At 38.8% G+C, this 22012-nt stretch carries 21 protein-coding genes and 1 other RNA gene; 13 read left to right on the forward strand and 9 right to left on the reverse strand.

Annotated elements, in window-relative coordinates:
• The first annotated feature begins 176 nt into the window (after positions 1–176).
• The 4 genes from BKM32_RS11605 to BKM32_RS11620 all read left to right on the forward strand — a co-directional run bounded on the left by BKM32_RS11605 (position 177) and on the right by BKM32_RS11620 (position 3282).
• A complete protein-coding gene (locus tag BKM32_RS11605) occupies positions 177–470 on the forward strand; it encodes a hypothetical protein (protein ID WP_076663923.1) in 294 nt (97 codons plus the stop codon).
• Positions 471–628: 158 nt separating this feature from the next.
• The gene (locus BKM32_RS11610) at positions 629–2053 is read left to right on the forward strand and encodes an amidohydrolase (protein ID WP_076663924.1); all 1425 of its coding nucleotides are present in this window, start codon (positions 629–631) and stop codon (positions 2051–2053) included.
• Positions 2054–2061: 8 nt separating this feature from the next.
• A complete protein-coding gene (locus BKM32_RS11615) occupies positions 2062–2670 on the forward strand; it encodes a HutD family protein (protein ID WP_076663925.1) in 609 nt (202 codons plus the stop codon).
• Between the two features lie 57 nt (positions 2671–2727).
• Complete coding sequence (locus tag BKM32_RS11620) at positions 2728–3282, forward strand: sugar O-acetyltransferase (protein WP_076663926.1); 555 nt, start codon at positions 2728–2730, stop codon at positions 3280–3282.
• Positions 3283–3288: 6 nt separating this feature from the next.
• On the opposite strand, the gene BKM32_RS11625 is transcribed toward BKM32_RS11620, so the two are convergent.
• Together BKM32_RS11625 and BKM32_RS11630 are read right to left on the reverse strand one after the other, a co-directional pair.
• Positions 3289–4926, reverse strand: a complete 1638-nt coding sequence (locus BKM32_RS11625) for an ABC-F family ATP-binding cassette domain-containing protein (RefSeq protein WP_076663927.1) — start codon at positions 4924–4926, stop codon at positions 3289–3291.
• 124 nt (positions 4927–5050) lie between these two features.
• The gene (locus BKM32_RS11630; protein WP_076663928.1) at positions 5051–6532 is read right to left on the reverse strand and encodes an aminopeptidase P N-terminal domain-containing protein; all 1482 of its coding nucleotides are present in this window, start codon (positions 6530–6532) and stop codon (positions 5051–5053) included.
• A 160-nt stretch (positions 6533–6692) separates the two neighbouring features.
• Between BKM32_RS11630 and gcvT the strand changes: the two genes are divergently transcribed.
• The 6 genes from gcvT (at position 6693) to BKM32_RS11660 (ending at position 14070) form a co-directional block, all read left to right on the forward strand.
• Positions 6693–7775, forward strand: a complete 1083-nt coding sequence (gene gcvT, locus BKM32_RS11635; protein WP_076663929.1) for a glycine cleavage system aminomethyltransferase GcvT — start codon at positions 6693–6695, stop codon at positions 7773–7775.
• Between the two features lie 28 nt (positions 7776–7803).
• Positions 7804–8637: a sugar nucleotide-binding protein gene (locus tag BKM32_RS11640; RefSeq protein ID WP_076663930.1), complete on the forward strand. Its 834-nt coding sequence runs from the start codon at positions 7804–7806 to the stop codon at positions 8635–8637.
• Between the two features lie 56 nt (positions 8638–8693).
• Positions 8694–8984 carry a 4a-hydroxytetrahydrobiopterin dehydratase gene (locus tag BKM32_RS11645; protein ID WP_053977709.1) on the forward strand — a complete coding sequence of 97 codons (291 nt, stop codon included), beginning with the start codon at positions 8694–8696 and terminating at the stop codon, positions 8982–8984.
• Positions 8985–9091: 107 nt separating this feature from the next.
• On the forward strand, positions 9092–9811 hold the full coding sequence (locus tag BKM32_RS11650; RefSeq protein WP_076663931.1) for a YebC/PmpR family DNA-binding transcriptional regulator: 720 nt from the start codon (positions 9092–9094) through the stop codon (positions 9809–9811).
• A gap of 106 nt (positions 9812–9917) precedes the next feature.
• Positions 9918–11408, forward strand: a complete 1491-nt coding sequence (locus BKM32_RS11655) for a hypothetical protein (RefSeq protein ID WP_076663932.1) — start codon at positions 9918–9920, stop codon at positions 11406–11408.
• A 70-nt stretch (positions 11409–11478) separates the two neighbouring features.
• Positions 11479–14070: a zinc-dependent metalloprotease gene (locus BKM32_RS11660; protein ID WP_076663933.1), complete on the forward strand. Its 2592-nt coding sequence runs from the start codon at positions 11479–11481 to the stop codon at positions 14068–14070.
• Positions 14071–14144: 74 nt separating this feature from the next.
• Here BKM32_RS11660 and BKM32_RS11665 read toward each other — a convergent pair whose 3' ends face one another.
• The 6 genes from BKM32_RS11665 to BKM32_RS11690 are packed head-to-tail and all read right to left on the reverse strand — an operon-like array spanning position 14145 to position 19320.
• Positions 14145–14693: a 1-acyl-sn-glycerol-3-phosphate acyltransferase gene (locus BKM32_RS11665; protein ID WP_076663934.1), complete on the reverse strand. Its 549-nt coding sequence runs from the start codon at positions 14691–14693 to the stop codon at positions 14145–14147.
• 1 nt (position 14694) lies between these two features.
• Positions 14695–15777: an iron-containing alcohol dehydrogenase family protein gene (locus BKM32_RS11670; protein WP_076663935.1), complete on the reverse strand. Its 1083-nt coding sequence runs from the start codon at positions 15775–15777 to the stop codon at positions 14695–14697.
• 9 nt (positions 15778–15786) lie between these two features.
• A complete protein-coding gene (locus BKM32_RS11675; RefSeq protein ID WP_076663936.1) occupies positions 15787–16497 on the reverse strand; it encodes an HAD family hydrolase in 711 nt (236 codons plus the stop codon).
• 24 nt (positions 16498–16521) lie between these two features.
• On the reverse strand, positions 16522–17250 hold the full coding sequence (gene kdsB / locus BKM32_RS11680; RefSeq protein ID WP_053977703.1) for a 3-deoxy-manno-octulosonate cytidylyltransferase: 729 nt from the start codon (positions 17248–17250) through the stop codon (positions 16522–16524).
• A gap of 46 nt (positions 17251–17296) precedes the next feature.
• Positions 17297–17863 (reverse strand): DUF4126 domain-containing protein, encoded by a 567-nt coding sequence (locus BKM32_RS11685; RefSeq protein ID WP_053977702.1) that lies wholly within the window; start codon positions 17861–17863, stop codon positions 17297–17299.
• 32 nt (positions 17864–17895) lie between these two features.
• On the reverse strand, positions 17896–19320 hold the full coding sequence (locus BKM32_RS11690) for an ATP-dependent RecD-like DNA helicase (RefSeq protein WP_076663937.1): 1425 nt from the start codon (positions 19318–19320) through the stop codon (positions 17896–17898).
• Positions 19321–19523: 203 nt separating this feature from the next.
• Between BKM32_RS11690 and BKM32_RS11695 the strand changes: the two genes are divergently transcribed.
• The 3 genes from BKM32_RS11695 to rsmD are packed head-to-tail and all read left to right on the forward strand — an operon-like array spanning position 19524 to position 21620.
• Complete coding sequence (locus tag BKM32_RS11695; RefSeq protein WP_171971871.1) at positions 19524–20249, forward strand: hypothetical protein; 726 nt, start codon at positions 19524–19526, stop codon at positions 20247–20249.
• On the forward strand, positions 20215–21057 hold the full coding sequence (locus BKM32_RS11700; RefSeq protein ID WP_076663938.1) for a DUF3822 family protein: 843 nt from the start codon (positions 20215–20217) through the stop codon (positions 21055–21057). The genes BKM32_RS11695 and BKM32_RS11700 overlap by 35 nt, the downstream gene beginning before the upstream one ends.
• Positions 21057–21620, forward strand: a complete 564-nt coding sequence (gene rsmD, locus BKM32_RS11705) for a 16S rRNA (guanine(966)-N(2))-methyltransferase RsmD (protein ID WP_076663939.1) — start codon at positions 21057–21059, stop codon at positions 21618–21620. Before BKM32_RS11700 ends, rsmD begins: the two co-directional genes overlap by 1 nt.
• 57 nt (positions 21621–21677) lie before the next feature.
• On the opposite strand, the gene rnpB is transcribed toward rsmD, so the two are convergent.
• Positions 21678–21981, reverse strand: an RNA gene (gene rnpB / locus BKM32_RS11710) — RNase P RNA component class A.
• Positions 21982–22012 lie beyond the last annotated feature (31 nt).

Consider the following 22012-nt stretch of genomic DNA (forward strand, 5'->3'; position numbering starts at 1 on the left):
TGAAGAAACTACTTCTTTTATTGGCTTTGGTATTGGCATGTCCTTTCGCAAAAGCCTAAGATTTTTCAAAATTAAACAACTACGAGTTCAAAACCGCTGAAAGCTACCAACCTCAAGAAGACAATGTCCTACTTTGCGCCAATTATCTATTTGACCATCCTGCGAATCAAAATGAAATGAATAGAAAAATTTCTATACAATTTATTACAAAATGGATGACAGGAACACCCAATTATGATTTTGTTGTAGATCAGAATGTATTGGAACTTACCAAAGGTAATGATGCTCTTTTTGGATTGTACATGGCTGCCATGACTAAAGTCGTGTTGGAACATAAAGGAGAAACTCTTTCTCCAGATCAGGTTTATCAGCAGGCCGAAAATATTTTAGTGGACTATTGCGCCAATGAAGAAAACAATATGAAGCCCTCCAAAAAAATCAAGAAACTCATTAAAAACGCAAAACGTTAATACTCATTTTAAAACAAGTTTTGAAAGGCGCCTATTGGCGCCTTTCTTTTTATCCATATATATTGAATTTCAATTAATATAAATACGGAACATCATAAAACAAACTCATTCGTTTTCACTATCTTAGATGTAGGCTAATTCAAACATCACCAATCAACATGAACACAAAACTGCAGTTTCTATTCCTCCTCTGTTGTATTCATATCACAGGTTCTGCACAGACACAAAAACAAGACGTCATAACAAACATGGATGCCAAAAAAGCCTATTATTCTGAGATTGCGAAACAATTATGGGAAGAACCGGAATTGGGTTATTTGGAAGAACGCAGTGCAGCACTATTGCAAAGCGAACTCAGCAAAGCAGGGTTTTCCATTGAAAAAGGTGTAGCTAATATTCCTACTGCTTTTGTGGCTAGCTATGGCTCAGGAAGTCCTGTAATTGCAGTTTTAGGAGAGTTTGATGCCCTTCCAGGAATGTCACAGGAAGCAGTCCCCTATCAACAACCCAGAATTGAAGGAGCCCCAGGACAGGCTTGTGGACATCATTTATTTGGAACTGGAGCTCTTGCGGCGGCCATAGCTGTTAAAGACTGGCTGCAAACCACCAAAACTTCAGGAACCATACGCTATTATGGCACTCCTGCCGAAGAAGGCGGTTCAGGGAAAGTGTATATGGTGAGAGCGGGTTTGTTTAATGACGTGGATACAGTATTGACCTGGCACCCTTATAATGAAAATAATTCCAACCCAAGTACCAATTTGGCAACCATTTCTGGAAAATTCAGATTTAAAGGAACATCTGCTCACGCTGCCGCTGCCCCCGAAATGGGAAGATCAGCCCTAGATGCAGTTGAAAGCATGAACATGATGGTAAATTTATTACGAGAACACACCACGGAATCCACACGTATACACTATGTCATTACTAAAGGAGGCGATGCTCCCAACATAGTCCCTGCCGAAGCTGAGGTTTACTATGTAGTGCGGCATGCTAATAGAGATGAAGTCAAAAATGTATGGGACAGAATTGTAAAAGCTGCAGAAGGCGCCGCCTTGGGAACAGAAACTAACATGACCTACGAAATTATTGGTGGTACTTACGATAAGCTCCCCAATGAGGCCTTAGCTAAAATCATGCATGATAATTTGACTTTGGTTGGAGGTATCCATTATAATCAAAACGAATTAGATTTTGCCAAAGCTATTCAAAAAACACTCTCCAAACCAGAGCCTTTGGATAAGGCTGAAATCATCCAGCCTATGGCCTTTACCTATGGAAAAGCTTCTGCCGATACAGCCGACGTTAGTTGGGCCGTGCCCTTAAGCCAAATTAGAACCGCTACTTGGGTACCCGGAACGCCGGCACATAGTTGGCAGGCTGTTGCAGCTGGAGGCAGCAGTATTGGCTTTAAAGGCATGATGGTAGCCGCCAAAACATTGGCATTGTCTGCCATAGATTTATACACTTCTCCTGAATTATTGAAAGACATCCGCACAGAGTTTAACCAAAGGCGCGGAACAGATTTTAAATATGAAGCCCTTTTAGGAAACCGGCAACCAGCTTTAGACTATCGCAAATAAACCATACTATGAATCAGCTAAATTTAAAAACATTGAATTACAGTATTTATATGCCGGACAATTTCACCTCCAAACCTTGGAGTGGCGGCAGCACAACAGAACTATGTATCTTTCCCCCTGAAGCTTCTTATCAAGCAATGGATTTTGATTTCAGATTGAGTACAGCTACTGTAGATGTGGAAACTTCAGAATTTACCAGACTACCAGGCATCTCCCGCCAATTGATGGTTTTGGAAGGCAATGTTACCCTAGAGCATCAAAATCATCATAGCGTTACACTTAATGAAGGAGACATTGATTGCTTTGACGGAGATTGGACAACCACTTCCTATGGGACTTGTACAGATTTCAACCTAATGACTTCCAAAGACATCAAAGGGAAACTCACTGCTTTGGATTTGAAACTCTATAAGCGAACAAATTTGGAGATAGATAAAACGGCTTCCTTTTTCGGATTGTACCTCTACAAAGGTTCTTTAAGTATCTTCTTTGAAGACCAGCAGGTGAACTTGCAAAAAGGCCATCTATTTTGTTTTAAAGATCCTATTGCAACAACCTTGTCTCTGTTTGCTAATGCCAATTGCTTTGGGGTTGTTATAGAAATTGAAAAGGATTAGAAACGTTTTTGTTATTCAAAATCAATCAATGATTTCATTAAATTTATTTGACTTCCTATGAAAACTGAAAGAGAAAAAATGATGGCTGGAGAGCCTTATGATGCGCATTGTAAGGAAATGATTGATTTAAGAACCAAAGTCAAGCGCATACTTCATAAACTGAATGTCACCGAATACTATACCGATAAATTTCAGGAGACCATTAATGAGCTTTGTCCAAATTCAGCAAAAGACATTCATCTAGAACCTCCCTTCTATTGCGATTATGGCGAACATATCTTTGCAGGGGAAGGCGTATTTGTCAATTTTGGGGCCGTCATCCTAGATGGAGCCAGGGTAACCATTGGCAGAAAAACCTTGATTGCACCTGGCGTACATATTTATACGGCACAACATCCTCTAAACATTGAAGAGCGCAGGGTTTGGGAAGACTGTAAACCCGTAACCATTGGGGAAGAATGTTGGATTGGAGGACATGCCACCATTTGTCCTGGTGTAACCATTGGAGACAGAACCGTTATCGGTGCTGGCTCCGTAGTCACTAAAGATATGCCTGCAGATGTTTTGGCGGTTGGCAATCCTGCAAGGGTAATCAGGAAGCTCAATACCTAAACCATTTTATTTCATGAGTTGAATATCGGCAATTCTTTCAATGCGATTGCGTTCCAAAAAGGCATCGATGGTTTCAAAATGCTCAATTACTCGTTGATCCTTGAATTCAAATACTTTTTGCGACAAGCCTTGAAGGAAATCACGATCGTGGGATACTAGAATCATTGTGCCGTCGAAGTCCAAAAGTGCTTCCTTCAACACCTCTTTAGATTTCAAATCCAAGTGATTGGTAGGCTCATCTAGAATCAAAAGGTTCACAGGTTCCAACAGTAATTTCACCATTGCCAAACGTGTCTTCTCCCCACCTGAAAGCACGCCTACTTTTTTATCGATATCCTCACCAGAGAACATAAAACGCCCCAAAATATTCTTGATTTGGGTGCGAATTTCTCCTTGCGCTACTTCATCCACTGTTTGGAAAATGGTCATTTCATTATCCAATAAAGACGCTTGGTTTTGGGCAAAGTAGCCCACTTTTACGTTATGTCCCAATTGGCAAGTCCCTTCCACTTCAATTTCATTTAAAATGGCCTTGATCATGGTAGATTTTCCTTCTCCATTTCGCCCTACAAAACATACCTTCTCTCCTCTTGAAATGGACATACTGGCATCTCGAAACACCACCTTATCCCCATAGGCTTTGGATACTTCCTTTACCGTTACAGGATAATCCCCTGAACGAGGCGCTGGAGGGAAACGTAATTTCAATGCTGAGGTATCGATTTCATCCACCTCAATAATTTCCAATTTTTCCAACATACGCTCTCGCGAAGCCACTTGATTGGTTTTGGAGAACGTCCCCTTGAAACGCTCAATAAATGCCATGTTATCGGCTATAAACTTTTGCTGTTCTTGATAAGCTTTTAATTGATGGGTACGGCGTTCTTCTCGTAATTGTAAGTAATGGGAATAGTTGGCCTTATAATCATAAATGCGGCCCATGGTCACCTCAATGGTTCTGTTGGTAATATTATCGATAAACGCCTTGTCGTGAGAAATCACCAAAACCGCATTGGCCTTATTAACTAAGAAATCTTCTAACCAAATCACGGATTCAATATCGATATGGTTGGTAGGCTCATCCAAAAGGATCAAATCCGGTTTTTGAAGCAGGATTTTAGCCAACTCAATTCGCATACGCCATCCACCACTAAACTCTTTGGTCTGTCTTTTAAAATCTTCCTGCTTAAACCCTAATCCCTTTAAAGCCTTTTCAACCTCGGCATCATAGTTCACTTCCTCCAAAGCATAGTACTTCTCTCCAAGATCGGCAACTCGTTCAATGATTTTCATGTATGCCTCACTTTCATAATCGGTTCTGGTTTCCAATTCCTTGTTAAGGGCATCCATTTCATCACGCATAGCAAACACATGTTTAAAGGCTTTGGCAGCCTCTTCAAACACTGTACAATTATCCTCGGTCAACAAATGCTGAGGCAAGTAAGCAATCACGGCATCTTTAGGGCTACGCACATGACCTCTGGTTCCTTTTTGTGCTCCAGCGATAATTTTCATCATGGTAGATTTTCCCGCTCCGTTTTTTCCCATTAGGGCAATCTTATCGGTTGGGTTAATCACAAAGGAAACATCTTTAAATAGCGTGGTTCCGTTAAATTCTACTGCTAAATTATCTATCGAGATCATTGTTTTAATTTTAAAGGCGCGAAGGTACTAAAAAGGGCAATGCTGTGGAAGATTTTATGAAAAATCAAATCCCCTAATTTACATTGCCCAATAAACTTAAAATATCTTGTGTTTTGGAAGGTCTTTAGTTCAAACTAGGAACCTTAAAAGTTCCAAACGGACTCTTTTCTTTCATCAGAGCTTCAATAGCTTCAGAGGTTCTAGGTGCTTCCGCTGAAAGGTTTATCGGGCCATCTTCAGTGATTAGAATATCGTCCTCAATACGCACTGCAATCCCCCACCATTTTTTATCACATGGACTGCCATCCTGAATGTAGATTCCTGGCTCTACGGTAATCACCATATTAGCTTCCAAATCACCTCTAAGTCCAGCATCATGGACATCCAATCCTAAATAATGAGACGTTCCGTGAGGGAAATATTGCCTGCCCTCCTCCAACGATTTTATGATGCCTAATTTTAAAAGTCCTTCGTAAACCACCTCTCTAGCGGCCTTGTCTGGAGCTTTATAGGCACTGCCAACTTTGGAAGCTGCAATACCAGCCTCCTGAGCCTTGTATACCAAATCATAAATTGCTTTTTGTTCTTTCGTGAATTTTCCATTGGCAGGAATGGTTCTAGTCACATCTGCAGAATATCCATGGTACTCCGCTCCCAAATCCATCAATACCAAATCGTTTCCAACTTTGGTTTTGGAATTTTCGATGTAATGCAACACACAGCCATTATGCCCAGCACCTACAATACTCGGATAGCCCTCGTACTCACTGCCATATCGTTTGTAAATGTATTCATGGACACCTTGAATTTCGGTTTCGGACATTCCAGGGTGCATTGCCTTCATAATTTCCCGTTGTCCCATGGCAGAAATTCTAATAGCTTTGGTCAATAATACCAATTCTTCTTCTGTTTTAATCTGGCGTAACCCAGCCATTAAATTGGATAAGGTTTTAGTATCCGTTTTTACATTGGTATTTTTTAAGGTAGCTTCATCTGGAAGTTCCGGATTCTCATTTGTATGGGAAATGCTGAAGTTACTATGCCATTGCACTTGGTTTTTAAAGGATTTGATCAAATCGAACAAATCGGCTTTATCTCCTTTAGAATCTCTATAATCATCCTGAAATGGTTTGAAAAGAACGCTATCAAAACCAGCATAGTCAATTCCTGAATCCAAAAATTCCTTTCCATTCAAAGCGTTTTCAAATCCCAATTGTTTCTTTGCGCCTTCTACGCCCAAACGATAGCCGTTCCATTGTTCTGCCTGAGCATCGAGCTCTTGTACATAGATGATTTCATTGTAAGAATTACCCTCAGCATCCGTTTGCATTTCAGAAAAAATTACCAAAACGGCATGTGGTTCCTTGTAGCCCGTCAGATAATAAAAATCAGGATCTTGGTGGTATACATAATCCACATCGTTGGCACGATTTCTAACCGCATTGGCAAAAAACACAGCCACACTGTGTTCTGGCATAGATTCACGCAAAGCCTCTCTTCTTTCTTTGTGGAATTCAGCCGACAAATAATCTTGTGGAATATCTTTTTGAGCCTGTACCGTTATACAAAACAGACTACTTAACACCATAAAAACGAGAGATTTCATATACTATAAATTTGTTAGCGTGTAAAAATAATAACATTCTTAAATGTACAATCCTTTGCTTTTCTGTTTAACATAGTTTTAAACCCATTTTATGGGATGCCCTTTCTTCAAAACCAGATAAAATTCTCTACTTTTGCGCAACATTCAATATAATTTAGAAATGAAAAATACAGCCTTAACAGCCACTCATGAAGCACTTGGCGCCAAAATGGTTCCGTTTGCAGGATTTAATATGCCCGTACAATATGAGGGTGTTAATATAGAACATGAAACCGTTAGAAAAGCCGTTGGTGTTTTTGATGTAAGCCATATGGGCGAATTCTTGATTGAAGGACCTCACGCCTTGGAATTGATCCAGAAAGTAAGCAGCAACGATGCTTCCAAATTAGCTATCGGTAAGGCACAGTACAGCTGCATGCCAAATGATGATGGTGGGATTGTTGACGATTTGATTATCTACCAACTTAAGGAAGAAACTTATCTATTGGTGGTGAATGCCAGTAACATTGAAAAGGATTGGAACTGGATTTCTTCCAAGAATGATGTTGGTGCTGAGATGCGCAATTTAAGTGACGATTATTCGTTATTGGCTATACAAGGTCCCAAAGCCGAAGAAGCTATGCAATCACTTACAAGCCATGATCTATCCGAAATTAAATTCTACAACTTTGTTGTAGGTGACTTTGCGGGTGTTGACAACATCATCATTTCTGCAACTGGATATACAGGAAGCGGTGGATTTGAAATTTACTGCAAAAATGACGAGGTTCAACAAATATGGGATAAAGTATTTGAAGCAGGTGCCAACTATGGTATCAAGCCAATTGGTTTGGCTGCTCGTGACACTTTGCGTTTAGAAATGGGTTACTGCCTTTACGGTAATGATATCAATGACACAACCTCTCCTCTTGAAGCAGGTTTGGGATGGATTACCAAATTCACTAAAGATTTCACCAATAGCGAAGCTTTAAAACAACAAAAAGAAGAAGGTGTACAACGTAAATTGGTTGCCTTTGAACTTGACGAGCGTGGTATTCCAAGGCAAGGCTACGATATTGTTGACGCAGAAGGCAATGTTATTGGACAAGTTACTTCGGGAACCATGTCTCCTTCACTAGGAAAAGGTATTGGATTGGGTTATGTTCCTACAGATCTTGCAGGCGTAGATAGCAAAATCCACATTCAAATTAGAAAAAATGCCATTCCTGCAACGGTGGTAAAACTGCCGTTTTACAAAGGCTAGCAAACGATTGTCCCAAATTAGTTAATTAATGCAGGAGGCCACAAATAAACATAGGATTTTAATTTTAGGAGCAAGCGGCTTTTTGGGAAATGCCCTTTACAAAGAGCTTTGCTCCTATTTTAAAACCTTTGGCACCTACCGCATTCCTAAAAGAGACTTTGAGAACAATGCCCATTTTTTTCCCTATAATGTGGAAGAAGATGACGTTATAGAAATCATTGAGGCTGTTAGGCCAACCATTATCATTTCTTCTCTTCGTGGCGACTTTCATGCCCAAACCATGGCGCATCAGCACATCGCTAATTATTTATTGGAAAATAAAAATTGTAAGCTCATTTTCCTTTCCTCTGCCAATGTGTTTGATGCTTATAGTAAGTTCCCAAGTTACGAACTGGACAAAACCTTTAGCCATAGCATCTACGGGCATTTCAAAATAAAAATTGAAAACATGCTGTTGCGACTTCCAAAAAAGCAAGTCGTTATAGCGCGCTTACCAATGGTGTTAGGCTCCCAATGTCCCAGAATCAAAGAACTTAAACAGCATATTAGAGAAGGTACCGCTGTAGAGGTGTTCCCCAACATCATCATGAATGTAACTACAGACTATAAAGTCACTCAGCAACTTCACTACATTATCAATCGTAACAAATCAGGGATTTTTCATTTAGGAAGTACAGATTTGGTCCACCACGATGAATTCATCAAGGATGTAGTACAACTTCTAACTTACAAGAATATCAACTTTAAACGCGTCTACACTACCAATGAAGACCGTTACTTGGCGGTTTTGCCCAAATACAACTTATTGCCCAAGAATCTTCAAATTTCCAGCACACAGGTTTTGGAAGAACTTCACAAATAAATCAGGGCTTCCTCCAATAATTTTTTTAAATTTAAGGGTAACCAATTTTATATTCTATGAAACCATTAACCCAAGAAGCCATTGAAAAAAAATTATTGCGTTTTCCAGATTGGGAATACTACGATGATGCCATTCATGTAGAATTTGAATTCGACAACTTTAAGGACTGTTTTAGCGCTATGAGTCGAATTGCTTTTGAGTGCGAAGCCCTAAACCACCACCCCAATTGGACCAACGTTTACAATGTACTAACCATTTCATTGTCTACCCACAGTGCCAAGGGTGTGACAGACAAAGATTTTGAACTTGCCCAGGCCATAGAAACCATTGTAGAAGTGCAGGAATAAGAAATTGCCAACCTTATTTTTATAGCATCACTTTTTTACTAAATTTGCGATGCAATTTAAAACCACAAGATTTTTCGCATTTGCGAAACAATAATAATATTTATCCTATGGGAAGAGCTTTTGAATTTCGTAAAGCACGTAAAATGAAACGTTGGTCGGCAATGAGTAAGGCCTTTACACGTATTGGTAAAGACATTGTAATGGCCGTAAAAGAAGGTGGACCAGATCCCGATAGTAACGCTCGTCTTAGAGCGGTCATCCAAAATGCCAAGGCAGTAAACATGCCAAAAGACAATGTGGAACGTGCTATTAAACGCGCGTCCGACAAAAGTCTTGGAGATTTTAAGGAAGTACTTTTTGAAGGTTACGCGCCTCATGGTATTGCCATTTTGGTAGAAACCGCAACCGACAACAACACCCGTACTGTAGCCAATATTAGAAGTTACTTTAACAAATGTGATGGAAGCTTGGGAACGTCAGGTTCTGTAGTTTTTATGTTTGACCACACATGTAACTTCCGAATTAACGGTGAAGGTTTGGATGCTGAAGAACTAGAGCTTGAATTGATTGATTTTGGTGCCGAAGAAGTATTCGTAGACGAAGATGGAATCCTTATTTACGCTCCTTTTGAATCGTTTGGAGCCCTTCAGGCTGAATTGGAATCTAGAGGTATTGAAATACTGTCTTCAGGTTTTGAACGCATCCCACAAGTAACCAAAGAGCTTACACCAGAGCAAGCTGCAGACGTAGAAAAGCTTTTGGAAAAGATTGAAGAAGATGACGATGTTCAAAACGTGTACCACACAATGCAAGAACAAGCCGAATAATAAAAGATTCTTAAAAATTATCCAAAAACCTAAACATATGTTTAGGTTTTTTTATATTCATACGTTACAAAATGCAATCAAATTCGTTCTAAAGTAAAAAAAACGTATGAGTAAAGCTTCTACTCCCAAGATATCCTTAACACTTCTACTATTCGTAGGTATTCTTTTTAACCAACACCTGAATGCTCAAATTGTTTCGGGCCGCGTATTGACAGAAGTACGGTCTCCCATTTCCTTTGCCACCATCCAAATTGGAGAGCATCATGGCACCATTAGCAATGAAGAAGGCAACTTTTCTATTAGCACAGATGGTTTCAATTCCAAGGATTCGGTGTATATTTCCTGTTTGGGCTTTGAAAAACTAGGAATGCTTGTAGAAGAGTTCTCTTCAAAAGATTACATATTGAAGGAACAGGTCAATGAACTTTCTGAAGTATTCTTGACCAACCGAAAACTCACGGTCGATTCCATTCTTTATTATGTGAATAAAAACCTGTCAAAAAACTACAAAACAGACCTTTTGGACTATGAAGTCTTCAGCAGAAAAACCGAATTTATAAAAGGTAAAGACGTTAATTTTGAAATTGATAAGTCCACAGGCTTCTCCAAAAAACAACTTAAGGCCTTCAACCAAGACTTTAATGAATTGGAAACAGCCTTGGTAAACAACAAGTCCAAGCAATACACCGATTTTGTGGGCCATTTATTGATCAAGGATGCTAACGCTACCAAACTTAAAGTTGAAAAAGCCGTTAGACTTCTCGATAAGAACAACAGCCAATCTTTGGAGGTTTTGGCAAATAAAGGAAAAGATATCATTTCAAAACATTTGGATAAAGACAAAGTATATACCATTAAAACTGGGTTGCTCAAAATTTCAGACTCCCTTTCCCTTTCAGAAGGAAATGACAAAATGAAAGACACCGTAAATTCTATTGGCATATTAAAAGGTAATGTAAAACGTCCTTTGGAACATCATGGTTTTAAAAGTCATTCCATCCTTAATTTTGTTTTAGAAACCAAACTTTACAAATACACCTTAGACGACATCACCTTCCTTGGTCCAGAAATGGTTTATGTCATTTCCTTTGTACCTAGAAGAAGTTCTGCGGACTATGAAGGTAAGCTCTACATTTCCAATGAAACTTTTGCCGTACTTAAAGCCGATTACCATTACTATAAAGGACGTGTGGGTGAAAAATTCAATTTAAAACTTTTATTGGGAATCAAGTATGTTGAACAAGGCCACACGGGTTCTATCATCTATCAAAAAGGTTCAGACAACTTCTATTATCCTAAATACATCTCAGAACAAAGCGATAGCTATTTTTATATAAGCCGCCCTTTTAAGTTTATCGAAAATGATAACAGAAGCAACAAAGTCGCCTTTGAATTTATGGTAGAAGGTGTTTTTAAGGAACGTTTGGAAGTTTTGTTTTTGTCGCAAAAACCAATCTCCTCTGCAGAATATGTAGAAACTACTGAACAAAAACACGTCAATTATGAAACGCCAAAACAGTATGACCCAAGCATATGGGCCGACTACAATGTATTGGAACCACTTGACGAAATGAAGGCATTTAAGGTAGCCGAATAGTCCCTTGAAGTAGGCAAAAGATTCCAATTAATTATCCTATCTTACAGCCCGAACTAAATTTAATCTGCATATGAAATGTAACTACTCTTCGCCGCGTCTCCTAACCGCAGCGATGGCTGGTTTGCTTGCTTTTGCTCCCTTGAGCATGGAAGCACAGCGAAAAGACAAAAAAAAGAAGTCGAAAGACTACCCCGAAGCGGTTCAAAAACCTGCCAGTAACGGAAAATCTATCCAAGAACTTATCAAGACCTCCAACGCTAAGGAAGGCCTTTTTACAGTTTATCAAGATACCATTACCGGTTCTATTAAAATGTTGATTTCTGAAGACCAAATTGGCAAGGAATTCATCTATTTTTCACAAGTTATGGATGGAGTTATGGAAGCCAACAGCTTTAGAGGTGCTTATGGCGATTCCAAAGTGGTTAAAATCAAGAAATATTTCAACAATATTGAGTTTGAAACCCAAAACACGTCCTTCTATTTCGACCCTAGCAGTCCCTTGGCCAATGCCAAAGATGCCAACACCAGTAACGGGGTTTTGGCCAGTTTGAAAATTGAAGCTCACGACAGTGCCAAAGGCCTTTATTTAATTGATGCGGACGAATTGTTTTTAAAAGAAACCTTTACCCAAATCAAGCCTCCAAGATATCCGGGACAATCGCCAATGGCCTTTACTTTGGGGAATTTGGACAAAGGCAAATCCAAAATCCTAAACATTAAAAGTTACCCAAACAATACCGATTTGGCTGTGGAATATGTGTATTCCAATGCCTCTGTTCTTAACGGTGGCTCGGATGCCATTGCCGATGGTAGAAATGTGAGTATTGAGGTGTACCACAGTTTGATTGAAATGCCTGAAAACGATTATGAAATTCGTTTTGACGATCCTAGGGTTGGGTATTTCACTACTCAGGTAGACGATCAAACCTCTACAGGAACAACAGCTTATAGAGACTTAATTCACCGTTGGAATTTGGTAAAGAAAAATCCAGCTGCCGATTTATCCGAACCTGTAAAACCAATTACATGGTGGATTGAAAATACCACTCCTTTAGAATGGAGAGAAACCATTATGGAAGGTGTTTTGGCTTGGAACGAAGCTTTTGAAAAAGCAGGATTCCTAAATGCTGTTCAGGTAAAATTCCAACCAGATGATGCCGAATGGGATGCCGGAGATATCAATTACAACGTATTGAGATGGGCTTCTTCAAGTGCTCCAAGATTTGGTGGCTACGGACCTAGCTTCGCAAACCCAAAAACAGGTGAAATTTTAGGTGCCGATATCATGTTGGAATACCTACACTTTACCAACAGAGTATTTTATGACAAGCTTTATGGTAATGCTCAGGGAATGACAAACATGGAGGCTGAACAATTCTCAAAAAACAATCCGATGTACTGTTCTATGGGGCATGTGGTTCATGAAAACCTAATGTTTGGAAATACCATGTTGCAAGCTTATAATGCTTCCGATTTGGAAATGGCCCGTATGAAAAAAGAAGCTATGAAAGCTTTGATCATGCACGAAGTTGGGCACACTTTAGGATTGAACCATAACATGAAAGCCAGTCAAGTATATTCACCTGAGCAATTGGCTGACCCAGAATTCACAAAAGGAAAATGTTTAACTGGATCTGTAATGGATTATGCCCCTATCAACTTAAGTAAAGATCCTGCAACTCAAGGGCAATATTATGATACCGCTGTTGGACCTTACGATGTTTGGGCCATCCAATTGGGATATACTCCGTTCAAATCAAAGGCTGATCATGAAGCCCTTTTAAACATGTCTACAAGACCTGAACTTGTTTTTGGAAACGATGCCGACGACATGCGCAATCCGGGTAAAGCTATCGATCCTAGAGTTAATGTTAGTGATATGTCTAGCGATGCTATTCAATATGCCATTAATACTATTGAACTTTCCAGAGACTTGATGGATAATATCCGCATCAAGTTTTCCAATAAAGGAAATTCATACGACGATTTAAAACGTGCCTATAACAACTTAATCAAGCAGGAAGGTACTGCTGCTGGTGTGATTTCAAGGTATATTGGTGGTGTGTATGTAGACCGCGCCATGATTGGTCAAGAAGGCGCTACACAACCGTATACACCGGTAAGTTTGGAAGACCAAAAACGCGCGATGGATGCTTTAGACAAATATGTATTTGCTCCAGATGCCTTTACTGCACCAAGCGAACTTTACAACTTCTTGGCAAGCAAACGAAGAGGACAGAATTTCTTTAGAGGTCCTGAGGACATCAAAATTCACGACCAAATTCTTTCAAGCCAAAAAAATGTATTAAATCATTTATTGCACCCAAATACGTTACAAAGAATTACAGATTCTGAAATGTATGGCAACCAATACAAAATGTCAACCTTTATGGTAGACTTGACGAATGCCATTTTTAAGGCAGACATCTACGGAGATGTATCTTCAACCCGCCAAAATTTACAGGTAGAATACACCAAAATGTTAATTGAAATGTTAACAGGGACACAAAGTAGCCGATTTGACAACAACGCTAAATCTATGGCGCTTTACAACCTAAACAGAATCAAAATTATGGCCGCTCCTTATGGAGATATCTCTACAAAAGCACACAAAATGCATTTAACAACCTTGGTTGATAATGCCCTTAAAGAAATCAAATAAGTGCTGAAAACTTTATAAAGAAAAAGGCTATCCTAATGGATAGCCTTTTCTATTTCATATACTTAAATGAAGTTCTAGGAAAGTTCAGGAATTTTCCCCTTCACACCTTTAAAAAAAGATTTCATGTATTCAAAATCAGCTATCTTATTATCTGTAGGATAAAAAGGCTCCGAAATAAGATTCTGTTTGTTTTCAAAATCCAAAGTAAACATAATGATGGGAACATTTGCCGCCTTCGCGATATAGTAAAATCCCGTTTTCCACTCCTCTACCTTCTGACGTGTCCCTTCTGGCGCCAATGCCAATCTAAATTCTTCTTTGTTATTAAAAATTCGGGCAATGGCATCTACTTTATTTTCGTTGGTTCCTCGATTGATTGGTGCGCCTCCTATAGCCTTCATGTACCAACCCAAAGGCCCCATAAACAATTCCTTTTTGGCAATAAAATTGGATTTGATACCCACTACCTGACGTAGCAATACGCCAATATAGAAATCGTGCCAACTGGTATGTGGTACGGCAATAAGCACTGCTTTCTTTACCGTATCCTTGGACATCGTAACATTTCCAACCACCTTCCAGCCCAAGATTCGGAAATAAATGAATTTGGCCAGCCTACGCATATTACATCTTTTTATACAGCTCCTTTAAACGCTCTCTGGTAATGGTCTGCTTCCAATTTTTACCAACAGCATTTTCCCAAAGAGGCTCTAAACTCATAGCCACATCAATCATAGTGTCAAATTCTGAATCTTCCAGATTCGCACACAAACCTTTAGGCAAAGTGATGTTGTGGATTTTCTTCATTTTCTTGAACAATTTCACCCCTTCAGGATAAAATTCTTCCAAATGATCAAATACAATACAGTTACCAATTCCGTGTTTGGTTCCCAATAAATACCCCAAACCATAGCTCATAGCATGTGCCACCCCCACTTGGGAATAGGCTATGCTCATTCCTCCATGCCAAGAGGCCATCATCAACTTGTCCTGCATTTCCTCATCACTCAATGAGTTCTCTACAAAAATTTCCTTACAAAGCTCCAGGGCCTTCTCTCCATAACTTTGGCTAAAGGCATTGAGATAAGTCCCATTTAAGGATTCAATACAGTGAATATAACAATCCATACCCGTATAGAACCATTGGTCTGTTGGCACATCTTTGGTAAGCTCTGGATCTAAAATTACCTGATCAAATGGTGTATGGTCGGAATTGATTCCTAATTTTTTGTCTGGCCCAGTCAAAACCGTAGTACGGGATACTTCGGCTCCTGTCCCTGAAATGGTTGGAATACCGACATGGTAAATGGCCGGATTTTTAACCAAATCCCAACCTTGATAATCTTTGGCTTCACCTTCATTAGTCAACATAATAGCTACTGCTTTGGCAAGGTCAAGAATAGTCCCTCCTCCAATACCGATAATTCCCGATGGTCTATCTTTATGATCTAAAATAATTTTCTCAACCAATTCATCTACCTGGGATGTTTTAGGTTCCTCATCAGCAGAAATATAAATCAACTTATCATCGTAAGCTAAAGGTATTCTTCCTGTAATCCAAGCGTTGCCTTCAAACACATCGTCCACCAAAAAAATGAAAGGGGCTTTTGAATTAATACGCTTTGGGGCCAATATATCTTCCAATTGATCAAAACTTCCGCGGCCAAAAACCACTCTGGATACCATTGGATAATTTTTAAAACTCATGTATTTCTATTATTGTTCAGTCAACACCTGAATAATTTCAGGCAAACTATTTACTGTTCTATATGTTTTGTCTTTTGTTTCCGTTTCAGACACCTGCTCATGGATCCATGTGGTATGAAACGGAACATGTATGGCCTTAGCCTTCAGATTTACCAAAGGTAAAATATCTGATTTTAAGGAGTTCCCGACCATCAAAAACTCTGAAGGTTTGATGTCCAAATGATTTAACAACTTGGAATAATCACGCTCCTCCTTTTCACTCACTACCTCAATATGGTGGAAATAATTCAAGAGTCCTGACTTCTGTAACTTACGTTCCTGATCCAACAAATCGCCTTTGGTCACCAATATCAAACGGTAATCCTGAGATAATATTTTTAAGGTTTCCTCTACCCCGTGCAACAATTCAACAGGCTTGTTGATCATGTCCTTCCCGATATCCAAAATTGAGGAAATCGTTGCATTTGAAACCGAATTATTAGAAAGATCCAAAGCCATCTCTACCATAGACAATACAAACCCTTTCACGCCATAGCCATACAGCGGCAAGTTTTTGATTTCCATTTTGAACAGCTCCTGATCAATCTTATTGGCAGTCTCGTAAGGCGCCAATAATTTGGCGACTTCCAATTCGGCTTCACGGAAATAGGTTTCGTTCACCCACAATGTATCGTCGGCGTCAAACCCTATCACTTTTATATGTTGGTATTCATTCTTCAAAAGTCTTCAAATTTAGAATATCATTTATTTCCAAAGTTGCTTGGCGCGTTCCAAGTCTTCCGGTGTATCAATTTCGACACCTTCCACATTGGTTTCTACCATTTTTATTTTCTTCCCATATTCCAAATACCTAATACATTCAATCTTTTCTGTGGCTTCCAAAAATTGCATCGGTAACTCATAAAAGTCCAGCAAAGCCTGCTTTCTAAAGGCATAGATTCCTTTATGCTTGAAATATCTTGCTCCCGCTTCCTTATCTCTTGGATACGGAATAGGACTTCTTGAAAAATACAAGGCAAAATTCTGCTGGTCTACAATAACTTTTACTGTATTTGGATTGCTGATTTCGTCCCAATCCTTGATTTCCACCATTAACGAAGCTAAATCGATGTCCTTGTTTGGGTCCTCTTTAAATACTTCAATTACCTTTTGAAGACTCGCTCTTTCGGTAAAAGGTTCATCACCCTGCACGTTTACCACAATATCCACATCCAAATCCGCTACCGCCTCGGCAATTCTATCACTACCGGATTGATGTTCCTTTTGGCTCATTATGGCTTTCCCTCCGTGGCTTACAATTTCATTATAAATGATATCGCTATCGGTTACCACATACACATCGTCAAACAATTGTGTGGCCACCGTAGCTTCGTAAGTTCTAAGGATTACCGTTTTACCGGCCAAATCCTGCATTAGTTTAGCAGGAAATCTAGAGGCACTATAACGTGCCGGAATCATGGAAATTATTTTCATATCAGCTGATATATTTCAGTCCAAAAATAAAACTTTTTGAATGATTTTAAGATTTGGGTGCTTTAATCTTTTTGTAAATCCTGAAAAAGACATATAACATGATAAGGGTCAAAATGAAAGCCAATACAGGCAGAAAAACTGACATAGCAGACATAACTGCCGATGTGCCTGTTTCTATGGTTGATACAATGGGATTGCCCAATCCTGCTGTAGAAACCGAAGAGGTTGCCCTTGTAGCCGAAGCGCCACTTTTAATGGCAGCAGCCGTCCCTCCTCCTGCGATAATGGCCAAAGACCACATCACCACTGGATCTAAATTGGTAGCTGTGACAACTACAACTAAAGTCCCTGCAATACCCGCCAAAGGTATTGCAATGGTATCCAATAAATTATCAATAAAAGGAATGTAATAGGCAATAATTTCAACCAAAGTGGCAATGCCCAACGTAACCAAAGCGGTAGTGCCCCCTACCCATTGCCAAGACTCATTGACCTCCCATAAACCATAATGCGCTACTAAACTCAAGGCAAAAAGCGGCAAAAACACGCGAAATCCAACGGATGCCGATAAGCCTATACCAAGGCATATACCTATAAGTGTTTCTAATGCCATAATGAAAATTCGCTTGTAATTTCATCTAAAAACTAGGCTTCAAAGCTTTCGTCCTTAAAACCGATAAGATACAACTTTTCTTTGGCTCTCGTTACCGCCGTATACAACCATCTCATATAGTCCCTATCAATGCCATTTGGCAAATACGGTTGCTCTACGAACACTGTATCCCACTGCCCACCTTGCGATTTATGACAGGTGATGGCATAGGAAAACTTCACTTGAAGTGCATTAAAAAAACGATTACCCTTAATCTGTAAAAATTTGCGGTAATTGGAAGCTTCATTTTCGTAATCCTTTTGAACTTCTTGGTATAACCTATTGGAATCTTCATAGGTCAATGAAGGGGTTTCCGCTTCAATAGTATTCAACATCAACACCGTTTCAAAAGGTTGCATCCTTGGATAATCTACCATTTTCACCTTTACCTCGGCAAACCTAAATCCATAGAGCTCTTTGATGCTAAAAATCTCCAAGACCTCTATAATATCTCCATTGGCAATAAAGCCCGCTTTGGTAGTGGGTTTGATCCAAAAATAATTATTCTTCACCACCATTAAATAGTCACCTGCAGACAATTCACTTTCTCTAAATAGAATGCGGTTTCTAATTTGCTGATTGTACAAATTGGCTCGTTTGTTACTCCTTACTATAATAGTGGTTTCTTCATGGCCTCTTTCACTATAGGCATCATTGATGGCATCCATAATTTCATGCCCATCGACCAATCTTATGATATCATTAAAGCCGTGAAGATTGAATTTAAATCCGTCATAAAAGTGTTCTTCCAAAATTTCACGGATTCTGGTGGCATTCCATAAAATACCAGATTCTTGCCCCTGACGCATTACTTCATCCAATTCAATACTGGAAACCTTCTTATTATAATTAAGGTCCAAACGTTGCCCATCCAAGGCAGGACTCAAATCGGATTTTACTGGAGGTAACTGTGCTTTGTCCCCAATTAGTAACAATTTGCATTGGTGGCCTGAATATACATATTGCATTAAATCGTCAAGCAACGAGCCATTTTCCATCAATTTGGATTCTCCCGGAGTATCCGGAATCATGGAAGCTTCATCAACAATAAATATGGTATTGCGATGTTTGTTTGGCTGAAGTACGAATTTCACCCCTCCTCCCTTTTCTTTTTTCGGAAAGTAAATTTTTTTATGAATGGTAAAGGCCTCCTTTCCCGAATAATTGGAAATTACCTTAGCGGCCCTTCCCGTAGGCGCCATTAATACCGCACTTTTTTTGGCTTCCCAAAGATTGGAAACAATCGTACCTATGATACTCGTTTTTCCGGTTCCAGCAAATCCTTTCAACAGGTATAAGGCATTTGGCGATTTGTCGAAAATAAACTCAGACAACTGTATTAAAACGGCATTCTGTTTTAATGTAGGTTCAAAAGGGAACTTCTGTTTGATGAGTTTATAGAAATCGGAGGCGGTCATTTATCTGTTAAAATTGAATTTTTCGCAAGATACTATATATATAATAGAGCAATGTGGCATTAGTTAATAAAATTAAACCCTTATAATGTGAAACAAATTTCATATCTTTCTTTTTTAATTGAATTTTATTTGCATTGGTTTTCGTGAATAAAAAAAAGTTGTAGATTTGCGTATCACCTTTAATAAAATAAAAATAACTAACTATGTTAACAATAATTATTGCTGTTGTAATTATTATTCTAGGTACGATAGGAATCGTATGGTTGATTGATAAATTTGTTCCAAAAAAGGTTAAACCTTTAATCAACATCGCCTTATGGGTACTTATCGGATTCTTGGCATATTCAACATTTATGTCGGTTTACGGCGAAATCCAATTCAACCAACTTAAAAAGAAGCGCTATGCGGCAGTAATCGAAAAATTGAAAGATATTAGAGATGCCGAGTTAGCCCACAAAACGGTTACAGGTAAATTTACTGATAACTTTGACAATTTAGTAAAGTTCATTGATACTGCTCAATTTACCATTACTCAACGTAGAGATTCAAGTGTTATCGACGAAGAGCTTACCAAGCGTTTTGGTGGTGTTGAAATGAGAAAAGATATTGTTATCATTGACACTTTGGATTTTGTTCCTGTGAAAGATTCTCTTTTTGGAGCAGACACGCGTTACAAAACTATGATGAACTTACCTGTAGGTAAGCCAGGCGCTAAATTTGAATTGAAAGCAGATTTCTTGGATGAAATTCCAGTGTTTGAAGCATCTGTTTTGAAAGACGTGATTCTTTTTGACCAAGATCCTAATTTGGTAGCTAAAGAAAATGAAGTGATTTCTGTGGACGATGTAAATGGTCCTGCGCTTAAAGTAGGTTCCATGAGCGAAATTAACACTAATGGAAACTGGCCTAAAAATTATTCAAACGAGTAAGAAATTGCATCAAATCGATATTAAGGAACTGTCCATTCAAATTAGTTTGAGTGGACTTTCTTTTTGTATTTTAAATAGGTCCACAAATACCGTTGGACATCTTCAGCACGTTCCTTTCGACAAAAAGCTAACGCCATTTGACATTCTGGAACGCATCATTGCAACTTTGGACGATGGCGCGGTTTATGACCAAACCTTTAGCGAGGTGCTTCTCATTTACCAAAATGAATTGTCTTGTTTGGTGCCAAAGCCGTTGTTTGATGAAGCCCATTGTGCAGATTACTTAAAGTTCAATGCCAAAATCCTAACCACCGATTATATTTCATTTGATGAAATTCCGTTTAACGATTCGGTGAATGTTTATGTCCCTTTGGTAAATGTCAACAATTTTATGTTTGACAGGTTTGGGTCTTTTGAATACAAACATGCCTCTACTGTTTTAATAGAGCACATTTTAAAGCACCAACCACTTTCCAATGTTCCCAACATTTATGTAAATGTAAATGAACATCATTTTGAACTAGTAGTAGTGAAAGATTATAACTTGGTATTGTCCAATACTTTTGAATACATCACCAAGGAAGACTTTATTTACTACATTCTATTTACCATAGAACAATTAAAAATGGATCCCGAAACCTTAAAGTTGAAGTTAATGGGAACCATTACCGAAGGAGATGACCTGTACCAAATTGTATATACTTTTATACGAAATGTAGAGTTTGTCATGCCTCATCATAAATTTAATTTTATCGAAGAACCTAAGGCAGCCCACAACAATTATGTTCTTTTAAACAGTTTTAAGTAATGCGCATTATTTCTGGACAATACAAAGGAAGACGTATCACCCCTCCCAAAAAACTCCCTGTTCGCCCAACTACCGATTTGGCTAAGGAAGCTTTGTTCAACATTCTTAACAACCTGTATTACTTTGATGAGATTTCAGTGATAGATTTGTTTTCGGGAACTGGAAGTATCAGTTATGAGTTTGCTTCTCGCGGCACCGAACAGATTACGGCTGTAGACCAAAATTTTGGATGTATCAAATTTATCAATGAAACGTCTGAAACTTTCGATATGCCCATCGCCACTATAAAAAGTGACGTTTTCAAATTTTTGGAAAGTTCCAAAACAAAAGCCACCGTTATTTTTGCCGATCCTCCTTATGGGTTTACACAGGAACAGTTTGAAACCATTCCTAATCTGGTATTCCAAAATAATTTGTTGGAAGAAGATGGTGTTTTAATTGTAGAACATTCCAAAGAAACTGACTTATCCAGTATGGAACACTATGCCTATTCCAAAAATTACGGAGGATGTGTATTCAGTTTTTTTGAAATAGAAGCAGAAAATCTTTCCGAAGAGGAATAAACTTAAAAACCTCAATTATTGAGAAAAAACAAAGCCCATTAAAAAATGGGCCTGTTTTAAGCAAGTAAATCTATAAGCCGAATTCTGTACTCCGAATGGAGCCCTTATCATTTATCTGAGTGTACTGTTACCAGCACACTTTAGCTGCCTACCCTCCAACATCGAACGTGCCGCCCTCAAACGTTGGTATACATGACATTGCACCGTATAGAGTTTACATGATTTCACTACAGCATTACCTGTACATCCTTTCTGTTGCACTATTCCTAGCCTCACGACTGGTGGCCATTAACCACTATACTGCACTACGGTGTTCGGACTTTCCTAACCAATAAATTGGTTCGATAAGGCGATTTACTTGGGTGCAAATTTACAAATAACAAATTCTAATT

The sequence above is a fragment of the Mangrovimonas sp. DI 80 genome (assembly GCF_001975575.1).
Classification (GTDB): domain Bacteria; phylum Bacteroidota; class Bacteroidia; order Flavobacteriales; family Flavobacteriaceae; genus Mangrovimonas_A; species Mangrovimonas_A xylaniphaga.

What these genes read in the sequence shown, in the direction of transcription:
- BKM32_RS11605 (WP_076663923.1), top strand. Translation starts at nt 177, where the DNA reads ATGAATAGAAAAATTTCTATACAATTTATTACAAAATGGATGACAGGA.
- BKM32_RS11610 (WP_076663924.1), top strand. Translation starts at nt 629, where the DNA reads ATGAACACAAAACTGCAGTTTCTATTCCTCCTCTGTTGTATTCATATC.
- BKM32_RS11615 (WP_076663925.1), top strand. Translation starts at nt 2,062, where the DNA reads ATGAATCAGCTAAATTTAAAAACATTGAATTACAGTATTTATATGCCG.
- BKM32_RS11620 (WP_076663926.1), top strand. Translation starts at nt 2,728, where the DNA reads ATGAAAACTGAAAGAGAAAAAATGATGGCTGGAGAGCCTTATGATGCG.
- BKM32_RS11625 (WP_076663927.1), bottom strand. Translation starts at nt 4,926, where the DNA reads ATGATCTCGATAGATAATTTAGCAGTAGAATTTAACGGAACCACGCTA.
- BKM32_RS11630 (WP_076663928.1), bottom strand. Translation starts at nt 6,532, where the DNA reads ATGAAATCTCTCGTTTTTATGGTGTTAAGTAGTCTGTTTTGTATAACG.
- gcvT (WP_076663929.1), top strand. Translation starts at nt 6,693, where the DNA reads ATGAAAAATACAGCCTTAACAGCCACTCATGAAGCACTTGGCGCCAAA.
- BKM32_RS11640 (WP_076663930.1), top strand. Translation starts at nt 7,804, where the DNA reads ATGCAGGAGGCCACAAATAAACATAGGATTTTAATTTTAGGAGCAAGC.
- BKM32_RS11645 (WP_053977709.1), top strand. Translation starts at nt 8,694, where the DNA reads ATGAAACCATTAACCCAAGAAGCCATTGAAAAAAAATTATTGCGTTTT.
- BKM32_RS11650 (WP_076663931.1), top strand. Translation starts at nt 9,092, where the DNA reads ATGGGAAGAGCTTTTGAATTTCGTAAAGCACGTAAAATGAAACGTTGG.
- BKM32_RS11655 (WP_076663932.1), top strand. Translation starts at nt 9,918, where the DNA reads ATGAGTAAAGCTTCTACTCCCAAGATATCCTTAACACTTCTACTATTC.
- BKM32_RS11660 (WP_076663933.1), top strand. Translation starts at nt 11,479, where the DNA reads ATGAAATGTAACTACTCTTCGCCGCGTCTCCTAACCGCAGCGATGGCT.
- BKM32_RS11665 (WP_076663934.1), bottom strand. Translation starts at nt 14,693, where the DNA reads ATGCGTAGGCTGGCCAAATTCATTTATTTCCGAATCTTGGGCTGGAAG.
- BKM32_RS11670 (WP_076663935.1), bottom strand. Translation starts at nt 15,777, where the DNA reads ATGAGTTTTAAAAATTATCCAATGGTATCCAGAGTGGTTTTTGGCCGC.
- kdsB (WP_053977703.1), bottom strand. Translation starts at nt 17,250, where the DNA reads ATGAAAATAATTTCCATGATTCCGGCACGTTATAGTGCCTCTAGATTT.
- BKM32_RS11685 (WP_053977702.1), bottom strand. Translation starts at nt 17,863, where the DNA reads ATGGCATTAGAAACACTTATAGGTATATGCCTTGGTATAGGCTTATCG.
- BKM32_RS11690 (WP_076663937.1), bottom strand. Translation starts at nt 19,320, where the DNA reads ATGACCGCCTCCGATTTCTATAAACTCATCAAACAGAAGTTCCCTTTT.
- BKM32_RS11695 (WP_171971871.1), top strand. Translation starts at nt 19,524, where the DNA reads ATGTTAACAATAATTATTGCTGTTGTAATTATTATTCTAGGTACGATA.
- BKM32_RS11700 (WP_076663938.1), top strand. Translation starts at nt 20,215, where the DNA reads ATGGAAACTGGCCTAAAAATTATTCAAACGAGTAAGAAATTGCATCAA.
- rsmD (WP_076663939.1), top strand. Translation starts at nt 21,057, where the DNA reads ATGCGCATTATTTCTGGACAATACAAAGGAAGACGTATCACCCCTCCC.